This is a genomic window from Streptomyces sp. NPDC102278, assembly GCF_044766345.1.
Taxonomy (GTDB): domain Bacteria; phylum Actinomycetota; class Actinomycetes; order Streptomycetales; family Streptomycetaceae; genus Streptomyces.
Genome location: NZ_JBIWLV010000001.1, coordinates 369,928 through 385,198, shown reverse-complemented (window position 1 = coordinate 385,198; position 15,271 = coordinate 369,928). Strand labels below are relative to the sequence as shown.

The following is a 15,271-nucleotide window of genomic DNA, read 5'->3' as shown; positions in this document are numbered from 1 at the left end:
TCACTCAATGGACCGAGGATGGAAACTGCTGTCCATTGAGTGAGACTGGTTCACACCTGGTGCGCAAACCGCGCTCCGGGTAGCGATGGAAGATCGAAAGGCGTAGGTCGAATGATGCGTACGCGTCCGCTGAAGGTGGCGCTGCTGGGCTGTGGAGTGGTCGGCTCAGAGGTGGCGCGCATCATGACGACGCACGCCGAAGACCTCACGGCCAGGATCGGCGCGCCCGTCGAGCTCGCGGGCGTGGCCGTGCGCCGTCCCTCCAAGGTGCGCGAGGGCATCGACCCGGCGCTCATCACCACCGACGCGACCGCCCTGCTCAAACGCGGTGACATCGACGTCGCCATCGAGGTCATCGGCGGCATCGAGCCGGCCCGCGCCCTGATCCACACCGCCTTCGAGCACGGCATCTCCGTGGTCTCGGCCAACAAGGCGCTGCTCGCCCAGGACGGCGCGGCGCTGCACGCCGCGGCCGAAACCGCCGGGCTGGACCTGTACTACGAGGCGGCCGTCGCCGGCGCCATCCCGCTGGTCCGTCCGATGCGCGAGTCCCTCGTCGGCGACAAGATCAACCGGGTCATGGGCATCGTCAACGGCACGACGAACTTCATCCTCGACAAGATGGACTCGACCGGCGCCGGCTACCAGGAGGCCCTCGACGAGGCCACCGCCCTCGGGTACGCCGAGGCCGACCCGACCGCCGACGTCGAGGGCTACGACGCCGCCGCCAAGGCAGCGATCCTCGCCGGCATCGCCTTCCACACCCGGGTCCGCCTCGACGACGTCTACCGCGAGGGCATGACCGAGGTCAGCGCCGCGGACTTCGCCTCCGCCAAGCGGATGGGTTGCACCATCAAGCTCCTCGCGATCCTGGAGCGCGCCGCCGACGGCCAGTCCGTCACCGCCCGCGTGCACCCCGCGATGATCCCGCTCAGCCACCCGCTGGCATCCGTGCGCGAGGCGTACAACGCCGTCTTCGTCGAGGCGGAGGCCGCCGGCCGGCTCATGTTCTACGGGCCCGGCGCGGGCGGCGCCCCGACCGCGTCCGCGGTCCTCGGCGACCTCGTCGCCGTCTGCCGCAACAAGCTCGCCGAGGCAACGGGGCCCGGCGAGTCGGCGTACACCCAGCTGCCCGTCAGCACCATGGGCGACGTCGTCACGCGCTACCACATCAGCCTCGATGTGGCGGACAAGCCGGGCGTCCTCGCCCAGGTGGCGACGACGTTCGCGGAGCACGGTGTCTCGATCGACACCGTCAGGCAGCAGGGCAAGGACGGCGAGGCCTCCCTCGTCGTCGTCACCCACCGCGCGCACGACGCGGCCCTCTCGGGGACCGTCGACGCGCTGCGGAAGCTGGACACCGTGCGCGGTGTCGCCAGCATCATGCGTGTTGAAGGGGAGTAAGGACCCATGAGCAGCAATCGCACCCACCAGTGGCGCGGCATCATCGAGGAGTACCGGGACCGCCTGCCGGTCACGGCCACGACTCCGGTGGTCACGCTCCGTGAGGGCGGTACTCCCCTCGTTCCGGCCCAGTTGCTCTCCGAGCGCACGGGCTGTGAGGTCCACCTGAAGGTGGAGGGCGCCAACCCCACCGGTTCGTTCAAGGACCGCGGCATGACGATGGCGATCACCCGGGCGAAGGAGGAGGGCGCCAAGGCCGTCATCTGCGCCTCCACCGGCAACACCTCGGCCTCGGCCGCGGCCTACGCGGTGCGCGCCGGCATGGTCTGCGCCGTCCTCGTGCCGCGCGGCAAGATCGCGCTCGGCAAGATGGGCCAGGCCCTCGTGCACGGAGCCAAGATCCTTCAGGTCGACGGCAACTTCGACGACTGCCTTGACCTGGCCCGCGCGCTGTCCGACAACTACCCGGTGGCGCTGGTCAATTCCGTCAATCCGGTGCGCATCGAGGGGCAGAAGACGGCCGCGTTCGAGATCGTCGACGCGCTCGGTGACGCCCCGGACATCCACGTGCTGCCCGTCGGCAACGCCGGCAACATCACCGCGTACTGGAAGGGCTTCAAGGAGTACAAGGCCGACGGCCTGTCCTCCCGTACGCCCCGCGTGTGGGGGTTCCAGGCCTCCGGTTCCGCGCCCATCGTGCGCGGCGAGGTCGTCAAGGAGCCGCACACCATCGCCACCGCGATCCGGATCGGCAACCCGGCTTCCTGGGACTTCGCCCTTCAGGCCCGGGACGAGTCGGGCGGCTTCATCGACGAGGTGACGGACCGCCAGATCCTCGCGGCCTACCGCCTGTTGGCCGCCCAGGAGGGCGTCTTCGTCGAGCCCGCCTCGGCCGCCTCGGTGGCAGGCCTGCTCAAGGCCGCCGAACTCGGTCTGGTCGACCCCGGCCAGAAGATCGTCTGTACGGTCACCGGCAACGGCCTGAAGGACCCCGACTGGGCCGTCGCGGGCGCCCCGCAGCCCGTCACCATTCCGGTGGACGCCGAGGCCGCGGCCGCCCGGCTCGGTCTGATCTGACCCCGGGATCCGGCCCGACCGGATCCCTCGCCGAGTCGCCGGATTCCGGAAGTCCCCGGAATCCGGCAACTCGGTCCGTACGGCACAAAAGCCAGCGGAATTCAGCGGAAGAACACGACACGCATCGTGCGCCTCCTGTGCGCCCTATGTCGCGAGAGAACCTTCCTTCGATACGCTGTACTTACATCCGCCACCGCGCATATGACCCGGTGCTGCCCCGAGGGCCTTCGGGTGTCGTACGTTCTCCAGTACATTCGCAGCGAAGATCCCGCCCAGCACCAGATCTCGCACAGTCACAAGGAGTGTCATCGACCGATGGCAGGTCCAGCGTTCCGCGCCGCCGCCGTACGAGTGCGCGTCCCCGCCAGCAGTGCCAACCTCGGCCCGGGCTTCGACGCCCTCGGTCTGGCCCTGGGGCTCTACGACGACGTGGTCGTCCGGGTCGCCGACTCCGGCCTGAACATCGACATCGCCGGTGAGGGCGCCGACACCCTCCCGCGCGACGAGAGCCACCTCCTCGTGCGCTCCATGCGCACCGCCTTCGACCTGCTCGGCGGACAGCCGCGCGGCCTGGAAGTCGTCTGTGCCAACCGGATCCCGCACGGTCGGGGCCTGGGCTCCTCCTCCGCCGCGATCTGCGCCGGCATCGTCGCCGCCCGCGCGGTGACCATAGGCGGGGAGGCGAAGCTCGACGACGCCGCGCTGCTGGAACTCGCCACCGAGATCGAGGGCCACCCCGACAACGTCGCCGCCTGTCTCCTCGGCGGTTTCACCCTCGCCTGGATGGACGGCGGCAGCGCCAAGGCCATCCGTATGGAGCCCGCCGATTCCATCGTTCCGGTGGTCTTCGTGCCCTCCAAGCCGGTCCTGACCGAGACCGCGCGCGGGCTGCTGCCGCGCACCGTCCCGCACGTGGACGCGGCCGTCAACGCGGGCCGTGCGGGCCTGCTCGTGGAAGCCCTGACCAGGCGTCCCGAGCTGCTGCTGCCCGCCACCGAGGACAGGCTGCACCAGGAATACCGGTCCCCGGCGATGCCCGAGAGCGTGGCACTCGTGGGCCGACTGCGGGCGGACGGCATTCCCGCGGTCATCTCCGGCGCGGGCCCCACGGTCCTCGCGCTGGTCGACAACGGTGCGGCCGACAAGGTCGCGCGGCTCGCGGGCGAGGGGTGGGCCGCGAACCGGCTCGCCCTCGACGCCGCGGGCGCGAGCGTACTTCCGCTGGGCACGCAGGGCGGCTGAGCCTTTCCCGAATGGCCGCGGCCGAAAAGGCGCGGCCGGAAAGGGGAAGGCCGGCCAGTGGCCAGGGCGGGCGGTCGGGCAGGCCGCTCGCCGGGAAGGGCGTTACAGCCGGTGATTGAGAGGGGGAATGTCTGTTGGATCCGGTAGTGTTAGTCTCAAGTGCGCATCCGAAGCCGCCATGGCTCGGTGCTCAGTGTCCCCATTCGGGACCACCTTTCTTCCGGGAGCCTCCCCGACTGCTTTGATCGTCGCCAGCAGTTTCGAGCACGCTCCGGAATCGGCGTGACATTCCCACGCTTCCAGCTCGGGGGCTTCTCGCCGGAACCACCCACGCACGTTTCTCTCCGCCGTATCTCTATCGGCGGACCACCGCCCCGGCGCGGTCCATGACCCATCAAGTCGTGGCCCGTTGTCGGACAGCACAACCGGTCGCCGAGCCAGACAGGCCGACGTCCGCTCCAGGGAAGGACCCTTCGTGAGCGACACCACCGATCTGATGGGCGCTGCCGACACCAACGTCGACACCAGTGCCCCCGCCGCGGGCGCCGCGCCCAAGCGTCGCCGCTCCGGCACCGGCCTCGACGGCATGGTCCTGGCCGAGCTGCAGCAGGTCGCGTCGGGCCTCGGTATCAGGGGCACCGCGCGCATGCGCAAGAGCCAGCTGATCGAGGTCATCAAGGAGGCGCAGGCGGGCGGCAGCGCCCCCAAGGCCGCCGCCGCGGACACCGCCGAGGCCAAGCCGAAGCGCCGCGCCACCAGCAAGGCCCGCACGGGTGACGTCGCCACCGAGGCGCCCGTGGAGAAGGCCCCGCAGCAGGCCCAGATCGACATCCCGGGCCAGCCGGCGGGTGGCCCCTCCCGCGCGGCCGATGCCGAGCGTGCGGGAGAGGAAGCCCCGACCGGCGAGCGCCGCCGTCGTCGCGCCACCGCCCCCTCCGGAAGCCCGGAGTCCGCGGCGCCCGTCGCCGTGCAGGTCGAGCAGAAGACCGAGACCGCCCCCGCCGCGCAGACCGAGGTCAAGGCCGAGGCCGCGACCGCCGTCTCCGGTGGACAGGGTCAGGCCCAGGAGGCCGGCGAGGGTCGCGGTCGCCGTGACCGTCGTGACCGCGGCGACCGTGCCGAGCGCGGCGACGGTCGGCGCGACCGCCGTGACCGCGGCGCCAAGGCCGACGACCAGGGCCAGGCCGGCCAGGGTCAGGGCCAGGGCGGCCAGACCCAGACCACCGGTCAGGGCCAGGCGGGTCAGGGCCAGGGCGGCCAGGCCGGTGGCCGGCAGGACCGCGGCGACCGCCAGCAGCAGGGCGGTCGCGGCCAGGGCCAGGGTCAGAACCAGGGCCAGGGCCAGCAGGGTCGTCAGGACCGGCAGGACCGTCAGGACAACGGCCCCCAGGACGACTTCGACGGCGAGGACGGCCGGCGCGGCCGTCGTGGCCGCTACCGCGACCGTCGTGGCCGTCGTGGCCGTGACGAGTTCGCGCCGAGCGAACCGCAGGTCGCCGACGACGACGTGCTGATCCCCGTCGCGGGCATCCTCGACATCCTCGACAACTACGCGTTCATCCGGACCTCGGGCTACCTGCCCGGCCCGAACGACGTGTACGTCTCCCTCGCGCAGGTCCGCAAGGCCGGGCTCCGCAAGGGCGACCACACCACCGGTGCGGTCCGCCAGCCCAAGGACGGCGAGCGTCGCGAGAAGTTCAACGCCCTCGTGCGGCTGGACTCCGTCAACGGCATGGCGCCCGAATCCGGCCGAGGCCGCCCGGAGTTCCAGAAGCTGACCCCGCTGTACCCCCAGGACCGGCTCCGTCTGGAGACCGACCCGGGCGTGCTGACGACCCGCATCATCGACCTCGTGTCGCCGATCGGAAAGGGCCAGCGCGGTCTGATCGTGGCCCCGCCGAAGACCGGCAAGACCATGATCATGCAGGCGATCGCCAACGCGATCACGGTCAACAACCCCGAGTGCCACCTGATGGTCGTCCTGGTCGACGAGCGTCCGGAAGAGGTCACCGACATGCAGCGGTCGGTCAAGGGCGAGGTCATCTCCTCGACCTTCGACCGTCCGGCCGAGGACCACACCACGGTCGCCGAGCTGGCCATCGAGCGCGCCAAGCGTCTCGTCGAGCTGGGTCACGACGTGGTCGTCCTGCTGGACTCCATCACCCGTCTGGGCCGCGCGTACAACCTCGCCGCCCCCGCCTCCGGACGCATCCTGTCCGGTGGTGTCGACTCGACCGCGCTGTACCCGCCGAAGCGCTTCTTCGGTGCCGCGCGCAACATCGAGGACGGCGGCTCGCTGACCATCCTGGCCACCGCGCTGGTCGACACCGGCTCGCGCATGGACGAGGTGATCTTCGAGGAGTTCAAGGGCACCGGCAACATGGAGCTCAAGCTCGACCGCAAGCTCGCCGACAAGCGCATCTTCCCGGCCGTCGACGTCGACCCGTCGGGCACCCGCAAGGAGGAGATCCTCCTCAACGCGGAAGAGCTCGCCATCGTCTGGAAGCTGCGTCGGGTGCTGCACGCCCTCGACTCGCAGCAGGCGATCGAGCTGCTGCTCGACAAGATGAAGCAGACGAAGTCGAACGCCGAGTTCCTGATGCAGATCGCCAAGACGACGCCCGCGGGCAAGAACGACGACTGACCGTCGCCGTAGCCGCACGTCCGACCGAAACCGCCCCCGCCGCACTCCGCGGCCGGGGCGGTTTCGTCGTGTACGGCGCCGCGGGCGTACGCCGGTTCGTACACGCGGCGTACACGGTGTCGGCACCCGGTGCGACGTTCGACACAGTCGCGCCCCTTCGGCACCCCTGTGCGCACCGCCCCCGCCGGCCGGGAAACCGCAGGCGAGCGCCCCGGCGCACGGCGTCGGCCCCCGGACCCGCGGCCCGCGGGGCGAGCGGACCACACCCGCGGGCGTGGAACCCTCGAGGACGTTAGCCCGTCTGTGTCAAAGGGCAGCAGGGGGAGATCGGGCCGACCGGGCCGGGCGCCGCACGCAGGACTGAGGAGACCATGAGCCAGGACAGCACGGGGCGCCGCGCCGCAGGCGGACGGCGCCGACGCAAACCGCCGCCGCGGCGGCGCAAGGCACTCACCGTCGTCGCCTGGACGGCCGCCGGCGTGGTCGTGCTGGGCGGCGGGGGACTGGGCTACTTCTACTTCAAGTTCAACGGGAACCTGAAGAGCGTCGACATCGACCAGGCCCTCGGCAGCGACCGCCCGCAGAACGTCGACAACGGCTCGATGGACATCCTCGTCCTCGGATCGGACTCCCGCGGCGGGGCCAACGGCGAGTACGGCCGCGACGACGGCGGCTCGGCCCGCTCCGACACCGCGATGATCATCCACCTGTACGAGGGCCACAAGAAGGCGAGCGTGGTGTCGATACCGCGCGACACCATCGTGCAGCGGCCCTCCTGCGAGGCCTCGGACGGCAAGACGGACAAGGGCGGCAACCGCTCGCAGTTCAACGAGGCCTTCACGGTCGGCGGGGCCGTCTGCGCGGTGAAGACCGTGGAGAAGATGTCGGGGATCCGCATGGACCACTACATCGAGGTCGACTTCACGGGCTTCAAGAAGATCATCGACAACCTCGGCGGCGTCGAGGTCACCACCAACAAGCCGATCAAGGACGGCGCCAGCCACCTGAACCTCCCGGCCGGCGTCAACAAGCTCGACGGTGAACAGGCCCTCGGCCTCGTCCGGACCCGCAAGAGCGTCGGCGACGGCAGCGACCTGGGACGCATACAGCTCCAGCAGGCCTTCATCAAGGCGCTGATCAAGCAGGTCAAGACCGTCGGCGTCTTCGACAACCCGAAGCGGCTGCTCGACCTCGCGGACTCCGCCACCAAGGCGATCACCACCGACCGGGCGCTCGGTGACGTGAAGTCCCTGATGGGCTTCGCGCAGGGACTCCAGGGCATCGACGGCGCGGACATGCAGATGATCACCCTGCCGGTGGCCGGCGACCCCGTCGACCCCAACCGGGTCGTCCCGCTCACCAAGGAGTCCAAGATGGTGTGGGACTCCCTGCTGGCCGACCAGCCGATTCCGGCCGAGGCCACGGCGAACTCAGCGGGGGACAAGGGTGCGGCCGGGTCCGTCGTGCAGAGCCCCTGACGCGATTCACCGCAGGTCAGAACGGTTCTCCAGGCGGCCGGAATAGATGCCCGACGCGTCCTGTTGACGAGGGCGTCCTCAGAATTTTGACAGGCGGCCCGGTCCTGGCAGACTGGTCTGTCGGCCCCGGTTCACGCAGCGCGCAATTCGGCTCCTGCGACCCGGCGCCCTCCCGAATCTAGGAGACACCTTGAAGCGCGATGTTCACCCCCAGTACGTCGAGACCCAGGTCAGCTGCACCTGTGGCGCGTCGTTCACCACCCGTAGCACCCTGACCGAAGGCAACATTCGTGCCGAGGTCTGCTCCGAGTGCCACCCGTTCTACACGGGCAAGCAGAAGATCCTCGACACCGGTGGCCGTGTGGCCCGCTTCGAGGCCCGCTTCGGCAAGGCTGCCGGCTCGAAGTAGCGAGCCTCCGGCGCCGGATCCCGGCTGCGCACCGTTTCACACGGGGGCAGCCGGGCCGGCGCCTTTCTCGTCCCGCAGCCCTTTCTCACTTATCTCCAGGAGCCCCCGATGTTCGAGGCGGTCGAGGAACTGATCGGCGAGCACGCCGATCTGGAAAAGAAGCTCGCCGACCCTTCGGTCCACTCCGATCAGGCCAACGCCCGCAAGCTGAACAAGCGCTACGCGGAGCTCACGCCGATCGTCGCCACCTTCCGCGCGTGGAAGCAGGCGGCCGAGGACATCGCGACGGCCAAGGAGTTCGCGGCCGACGACCCGGACTTCGCCGCCGAGGCCAAGGAACTGACCGCACAGCGCGAACAGCTCACCGAGAAGCTCCGCCTGCTGCTCGTTCCGCGCGACCCCAGCGACGACAAGGACGTGCTCCTGGAGGTCAAGGCGGGCGCGGGCGGCGACGAGTCCGCCCTGTTCGCCGGCGACCTGCTGCGCATGTACCTGCGCTACGCCGAGCGCGTGGGCTGGAAGACCGAGATCATCGACGCCACCGAGTCCGAGCTCGGCGGCTACAAGGACGTCCAGGTCTCCGTCCGCACCAAGGGCGGCAACGGCGCGACCGAGCCCGGCCAGGGCGTCTGGGCCCGCCTGAAGTACGAGGGCGGCGTGCACCGCGTCCAGCGCGTACCGGCCACCGAGTCCCAGGGCCGCATCCACACCTCCGCCGCCGGCGTGCTCGTCACCCCGGAAGCCGAGGAGGTGGAGGTCGAGATCAACATGAACGACCTCCGCATCGACGTGTACCGCTCCTCGGGCCCCGGCGGCCAGTCCGTCAACACCACCGACTCGGCCGTGCGCATCACGCACGTCCCGACCGGTGTCGTCGCGTCCTGCCAGAACGAGAAGAGCCAGCTCCAGAACAAGGAGCAGGCGATGCGCATCCTGCGTTCGCGGCTGCTCGCCGCGGCCCAGGAAGCCGCCGAGCAGGAGGCCTCCGACGTGCGCCGCAGCCAGGTGCGCAGCGTGGACCGGTCCGAGAAGATCCGCACGTACAACTACCCGGAAAACCGGATCTCGGACCACCGGACCGGCTTCAAGGCGTACAACTTGGACCAGGTGCTCGACGGTGACCTCGACCCGGTCATCCAGGCCTGCGTCGACACCGACTCCGCGGCCAAGCTCGCGGCCGCTCACTGATCCACGACCGACCCGCACCACCCCCCGTACGACAGCAGCCCGGAGGACCAGCGTGAACTTGCTGCTTGCCGAGGTGGCCCAGGCCACCCAGCGGCTGGCCGCCGCCGGCGTGCCCTCACCGCGCTTCGACGCCGAGGAACTCGCGGCCTTCGTGCACGGCGTCAAACGGGGGGAACTGCACCACGTCAAGGACGTCGACTTCGACGCCCGGTACTGGGAGACCGTCGCCCGGCGCGAGGCCCGCGAGCCGCTCCAGCACATCACCGGCCGCGCCTTCTTCCGGTACCTGGAGCTCCAGGTCGGCCCCGGGGTCTTCGTGCCCCGGCCCGAGACCGAGTCGGTCGTGGACTGGGCCATACAGGCCGTCCGGGCCATGGACGTCGTCGAACCGCTGATCGTGGACCTGTGCGCCGGCTCCGGGGCCATCGCCCTGGCCATGGCGCAGGAGGTGCCGCGCTCGCGCGTGCACGCGGTCGAGCTGTCCGAGGACGCCCTCCAGTGGACCCGCAAGAACGCCGAGGGCTCCCGGGTCACCGTCCACCAGGGCGACGCGCTGAGCGCGCTGCCCGAGCTGGACGGCCAGGTGGACCTGGTGATCTCCAACCCGCCGTACATCCCGCTCACCGAGTGGGAGTACGTCGCCCCCGAGGCCCGCGACCACGACCCCGAGATGGCGCTGTTCTCCGGCGAGGACGGCCTCGACACCATCCGCGGCATCGAGCGCACCGCCCACCGGCTGCTGCGACCGGGCGGGATCGTCGTCATCGAGCACGCCGACACCCAGGGCGGCCAGGTCCCGTGGATCTTCGCCGAGGAGCGGGGCTGGGCCGACGCGGCCGACCACCCCGACCTCAACAACCGCCCGCGCTTCGCGACCGCCCGCAAGGCCCTGCCGTGAGCGCGCCCCTTACCGCCACCACCCCGCTGCTTGAGGAGCCCCGCTGATGGCCCGGCGATACGACTGCAACGACGCGACGGACCGCAAGACGGGTCTGCGCGAAGCCGCATCCGCCGTGCGCCGCGGCGAGCTCGTCGTGCTGCCCACCGACACCCTGTACGGGATCGGCGCGGACGCCTTCAGCGCCGAGGCCGTCGGTGACCTGCTCGCCGCCAAGGGGCGCGGCCGCAACATGCCCACCCCGGTCCTCATCGGCTCGCCGAACACCCTGCACGGCCTGGTCACGGACTTCTCCGAGCAGGCCTGGGAGCTCGTCGACGCCTTCTGGCCGGGCGCGCTGACCCTGGTCGCCAAGCACCAGCCGTCGCTGGCCTGGGACCTGGGGGAGACCCGCGGGACCGTGGCCGTGCGGATGCCCCTGCACCCCGTCGCGATCGAGTTGCTGACCGAGGTCGGCCCGATGGCCGTGTCCTCGGCGAACCTGACCGGGCACCCGGCCCCGGAGGACTGCGACGCGGCCCGCGAGATGCTGGGCGACTCCGTGTCCGTGTACCTGGACGGCGGGCCGACCCCCGGCATCCAGCCGTCGTCGATCGTCGATGTCACCGGGAAGGTTCCGGTCCTGCTGCGCGAGGGCGCGCTGACCGCGGACCAGCTGCGGGAGGTCGTACCCGACCTCGAGGTGGCCCCGTGAGCCCTGAGGGGCGTGGCATAGCAGGACACCTCCCGGCCGTGGCCGGGGGCGGCTCCTTCCGCATACTCCACGTCAGCACCGGCAACGTGTGCCGCTCGCCCATCACCGAGCGGCTGACGCGGCACGCCCTCTCGCACCGCCTCGGCGGCCCCGTGACCGGGGACCTCATCGTGGAGAGCGCCGGCACGTGGGGCCACGAGGGGGCGCCGATGGAGGCCAACGCCGCCGCCGTCCTCGCCGACTTCGGGGCCGACGCCTCCGGGTTCACCGGCCGCGAGCTGCTGGACGAGCACGTCATACGCGCCGACCTGGTGCTCACCGCGACCCGGGACCACCGGGCCCAGGTCATCTCCATGGGCCACTCGGCGGGACTGCGGACCTTCACGCTGAAGGAGTTCACCCGGCTCGTGCGGGCGATAGATCCGGCCACCCTGCCGCCGCTGGACGACGGCATGGCGGAGCGCGCCCGCGCCCTGGTACGGGCCGCCGCCGCGCTGCGCGGCTGGCTGCTGGCCCCCTCGCCGGACGCGGACGAGGTGTACGACCCGTACGGGGCCCCCATCACCTTCTTCCGCTCCATCGGCGACGAGATCAACCAGGCGCTGGACCCCGTGGTCACGGCCCTGACGGGCGTCACCGCAGGGCGCTGAGGACTCACCCGCGCGGCGGGCGCCGCAAGGCGCGACGGGCATCGCGGACCTACAGTGGGCGTACCCGGTACACGCCTCTGGAGTCGCGCCATGAGCGTCATCACCCAGCCCACGGACCTGCTGCGGCGGCAGGACCCGCAAATGGCCGACGTGCTCGCCGGGGAGGCCCGACGGCAGGCCGACACCCTCCAGCTGAGCGCCGCCGAGAACTTCACCTCGCCCGCCGTGCTCACCGCCCTCGGATCGGCCCTCGCCAACAAGTACGCCGAGGGATACCCGGGCGCCCGCCACCACGGCGGCTGCGAGTACGCCGACCTGGCCGAGCGGATCGCCGTCGAGCGGGCCCGGGCCCTGTTCGGGGTGGATCACGCCAATGTGCAGCCGCACTCCGGTTCCTCCGCCGTCCTCGCCGCGTACGCCGCGCTGCTGCGCCCCGGTGACACGGTCCTGGCGATGGGCCTCCCCTACGGAGGGCACCTGACCCACGGCTCACCCGCGAACTTCTCCGGCCGGTGGTTCGAGTTCGTCGGCTACGGCGTGGACGCCGCGACGGGCCTCATCGACTACGAGCAGGTCCACGAGCTCGCCCGCCGGCACCGTCCCAAGGCCATCGTCTGTGGCTCGATCTGCTATCCCCGCCACCCCGAGTACGCGGTGTTCCGGCAGATCGCCGACGAGGTCGGGGCCTTCCTGATCGTGGACGCCGCGCACCCGATCGGCCTGGTCGCCGGCGGGGCGGCCCCCAGCCCCGTCCCGTACGCGGACGTGATCTGCGCGACCACGCACAAGGTGCTGCGCGGTCCGCGCGGCGGGATGATCCTGTGCGGCGACGAGTTCGCGGAACGGGTGGACCGGGCGGTGTTCCCCTTCACCCAGGGCGGCGCCCAGATGCACACCATCGCCGCGAAGGCGGTGGCCTTCGGGGAGGCCGCCGGACCCGCCTTCACCACGTACGCCCACCGGGTGGTCGCCAACGCCCGGGCGCTCGCCGAGGAACTGGAGTCGGACGGCTTCCTCGTGACGACCGGGGGCACCGACACCCACCTGATCAGCGTCGATCCCGCCCCCCTCGGACCGGACGGCCCGACCGCGCGGGGTCGGCTGGCCGCCGCCGGAATCGTGCTGGACACCTGCGCCCTCCCGTACGGCGAACAGCGCGGGCTGCGCCTCGGTACGGCGGCCGTGACCTCCCAGGGCATGGGCGGGGCGGAAATGAGGCGGATCGGAGCACTGTTTACGGCCGCCCTTCACGGGGAAGCCGCGAAAACCCGTACGGGGGTCGAAGAACTGACACGAGAATTTCCACCGTATGGGTACTGACAGGGACAAGCCGGGCGTACCGCAACCGCGATAGCCTCCCCGCGCGTCCTCGAAGCGGGGTACATCGCAGCTAATGTGTGGGGCTGAGATGGCCGGCGATACATCTGGGGCAGCCCGTGCGTGAATATCTGCTGACGCTGTGCGTCACGGTCGCGGTGACCTACCTGCTGACCGGGCCCGTGCGGAAGTTCGCGATCGCGGCCGGGGCCATGCCGGAGGTGCGCGCGCGTGACGTGCACCGGGAACCGACGCCACGGCTCGGCGGCATCGCGATGTTCGGCGGTCTGTGCGCGGGCCTGCTGGTCGCCGACCACCTGCAGAACCTCAACGCGGTGTTCACCGCCTCGAACGAACCGCGGGCGCTGCTCTCCGGAGCGGCGCTGATCTGGCTGGTGGGGGTCCTCGACGACAAGTTCGAGATCGACGCCCTGATCAAGCTCGGCGCCCAGATGATCGCCGCGGGCGTGATGGTCATCCAGGGTCTGACGATCCTGTGGATCCCGGTCCCCTTCATCGGAACCGTCGCCCTCACGCAGTGGCAGGGCAACCTGCTCACCGTCGCCCTCGTCGTGCTCACGATCAACGCGGTGAACTTCGTGGACGGCCTCGACGGGCTGGCCGCCGGCATGGTCTGCATCACGACCGGCGCCTTCTTCCTCTACGCGTACCGGATCTGGTTCGGCTACGGCATCGAGGCGGCGGCCCCCGCGACCCTCTTCGCCGCGATCCTGATGGGCATGTGCCTCGGCTTCCTGCCGCACAACATGCACCCGGCCCGCATCTTCATGGGCGACTCCGGCTCGATGCTGATCGGCCTGGTGCTGGCCGCCTCGGCCATTTCGATCACCGGGCAGGTGGACCCCGACACCATGGCCCTGTTCGCGGGTGGTGAGCGCAACGCCACCCACGCGATGTTGCCGGTCTTCATCCCGCTGGTGCTGCCGCTGACGATCATCGCGATCCCGATGGCCGACCTGGTGCTGGCCGTCGTCAGGCGCACCTGGAAGGGCCAGTCCCCGTTCGCGGCCGACCGCGGGCACCTGCACCACCGACTGCTGGAGCTCGGGCACTCGCACAGCCGCGCGGTGCTGATCATGTACTTCTGGTCGGGACTGATCGCCTTCGGGGCGGTGGCCTACTCCGTGCACTCCACCTCGATGTGGATCGTGCTCGCCATCGCGGCGCTCAGCGCCCTGGGCCTCGTGCTCCTGCTGCTGCCGCGGTTCACCCCGCGCGCGCCGAGGTGGGCGGAGGGTCTCGTCCCGCCGCGCTACCGGCACGCGGAGCGCGCCGCGGAGGCGGCGGCCGAGGCGGCCGCGCGGGACGCGACGGGCACGGAGCCGGAGCCGGCCCGCCCGATCGCGGCCGGAGTGTCCGGCGTCAACGGCGCGACCGCCATTGGCCCCCGTTCGCGCCTCCCCGACCGGCGTAAGGCCGGTTCCGCGCGCTGACGCCGCAGGTGCATGTCCGACATGAACTCCCTTTACCAGGCAAGTCGGCTGGCTGTCCTGCACACACGCGCAGGGTCACTCTCATGTGTGACAGTCAGCACACCTACCGGGTAAAGCTCTCATCAAATACTTTGTGATACCGTTCACTAAACCCGGCGACAGAGCCGAAGGACCGTAGTGCGACGGTCCATTGGCCCGAGGCTCTCACTCGGACCGGGCTTACGCTCGTCCCGTACGAGTCCCGTATACCCCCACCATCACGCGGAGCCATGCGCCATGCTGTCCGATGACGCCCGATCCCTTTTGCATACCGCGGTACCCACCGCTGTGGTCGGCCTCGTGGCCGCCGCCGTCAGCGGCGTGGTCGCCGGCGGGAAGGGGGCTCTCGGGGCCGTCATGGCCACGATCGTCGTGATCCTGTTCATGGGGATCGGTTTTGTCATCCTGCAGCGGACGGCACGATCGCTGCCGCATCTGTTCCAGATGATGGGTCTGGCGCTCTACACGACCCAGATCCTGCTGCTCTTCGTCTTCGTCGCCGTGTTCAAGAACACGACGCTGTTCAATCCCAGGGCATTCGCGATCACCATCGTCGCGGCGACCCTTGCTTGGATCGCCGCGCAGACGCGCGCGCACATGAAGGCCAAGATCCTTTACGTCGAGCCCGAGTCCGCCAAGCGTGACAAGGGTGAGAAGCCCGAAAACACGGGGTCCTCTTCGTGAACGGTAGGGGCGGAATAAGTGCGCGTTCGAGATGCTGCTATCGTCCGGTGCCAACTGCGGCATCGCGGGCGCAGGCATCTGAGCTGACGCCTG

13 protein-coding genes are annotated in these 15,271 nt (G+C 70.5%); all 13 read left to right on the top strand.

Translation table 11 applies throughout. From position 1 onward, the window contains the following. The first annotated feature begins 111 nt into the window (after positions 1-111). The 13 genes from ACIRO3_RS01680 to ACIRO3_RS01620 all read left to right on the top strand — a co-directional run bounded on the left by ACIRO3_RS01680 (position 112) and on the right by ACIRO3_RS01620 (position 15,178). Positions 112-1,404 carry a homoserine dehydrogenase gene (locus ACIRO3_RS01680; protein ID WP_365999288.1) on the top strand — a complete coding sequence of 431 codons (1,293 nt, stop codon included), beginning with the start codon at positions 112-114 and terminating at the stop codon, positions 1,402-1,404. Between the two features lie 6 nt (positions 1,405-1,410). Further along, entirely contained in the window at positions 1,411-2,481 is a 1,071-nt protein-coding gene (gene thrC / locus ACIRO3_RS01675; RefSeq protein WP_361771213.1) for a threonine synthase, read from the top strand. A 315-nt stretch (positions 2,482-2,796) separates the two neighbouring features. Then, complete coding sequence (gene thrB / locus ACIRO3_RS01670; protein WP_053677412.1) at positions 2,797-3,723, top strand: homoserine kinase; 927 nt, start codon at positions 2,797-2,799, stop codon at positions 3,721-3,723. Between the two features lie 475 nt (positions 3,724-4,198). Next, positions 4,199-6,367 carry a transcription termination factor Rho gene (gene rho / locus ACIRO3_RS01665; protein WP_404131491.1) on the top strand — a complete coding sequence of 723 codons (2,169 nt, stop codon included), beginning with the start codon at positions 4,199-4,201 and terminating at the stop codon, positions 6,365-6,367. Between the two features lie 371 nt (positions 6,368-6,738). Continuing rightward, positions 6,739-7,845 (top strand): LCP family protein, encoded by a 1,107-nt coding sequence (locus tag ACIRO3_RS01660; protein ID WP_361771218.1) that lies wholly within the window; start codon positions 6,739-6,741, stop codon positions 7,843-7,845. A 190-nt stretch (positions 7,846-8,035) separates the two neighbouring features. Continuing rightward, complete coding sequence (rpmE, locus tag ACIRO3_RS01655; RefSeq protein ID WP_361771220.1) at positions 8,036-8,254, top strand: 50S ribosomal protein L31; 219 nt, start codon at positions 8,036-8,038, stop codon at positions 8,252-8,254. Positions 8,255-8,362: 108 nt separating this feature from the next. Beyond that, positions 8,363-9,442, top strand: coding sequence for a peptide chain release factor 1 (prfA, locus tag ACIRO3_RS01650; RefSeq protein ID WP_361771222.1), 1,080 nt, complete (start codon positions 8,363-8,365; stop codon positions 9,440-9,442). Between the two features lie 52 nt (positions 9,443-9,494). Next, the gene (prmC, locus tag ACIRO3_RS01645) at positions 9,495-10,340 is read left to right on the top strand and encodes a peptide chain release factor N(5)-glutamine methyltransferase (RefSeq protein WP_361771224.1); all 846 of its coding nucleotides are present in this window, start codon (positions 9,495-9,497) and stop codon (positions 10,338-10,340) included. A gap of 46 nt (positions 10,341-10,386) precedes the next feature. Continuing rightward, positions 10,387-11,034 (top strand): L-threonylcarbamoyladenylate synthase, encoded by a 648-nt coding sequence (locus ACIRO3_RS01640; protein ID WP_053677425.1) that lies wholly within the window; start codon positions 10,387-10,389, stop codon positions 11,032-11,034. Then, on the top strand, positions 11,031-11,684 hold the full coding sequence (locus ACIRO3_RS01635; protein ID WP_053677427.1) for a low molecular weight phosphatase family protein: 654 nt from the start codon (positions 11,031-11,033) through the stop codon (positions 11,682-11,684). The genes ACIRO3_RS01640 and ACIRO3_RS01635 overlap by 4 nt, the downstream gene beginning before the upstream one ends. Before the next feature lie 90 nt (positions 11,685-11,774). Next, positions 11,775-13,004: a serine hydroxymethyltransferase gene (gene glyA, locus ACIRO3_RS01630; RefSeq protein ID WP_366147175.1), complete on the top strand. Its 1,230-nt coding sequence runs from the start codon at positions 11,775-11,777 to the stop codon at positions 13,002-13,004. Positions 13,005-13,108: 104 nt separating this feature from the next. Then, entirely contained in the window at positions 13,109-14,455 is a 1,347-nt protein-coding gene (locus ACIRO3_RS01625; RefSeq protein ID WP_267798033.1) for an MraY family glycosyltransferase, read from the top strand. 276 nt (positions 14,456-14,731) lie between these two features. Continuing rightward, entirely contained in the window at positions 14,732-15,178 is a 447-nt protein-coding gene (locus ACIRO3_RS01620) for a hypothetical protein (RefSeq protein WP_267798009.1), read from the top strand. Positions 15,179-15,271 lie beyond the last annotated feature (93 nt).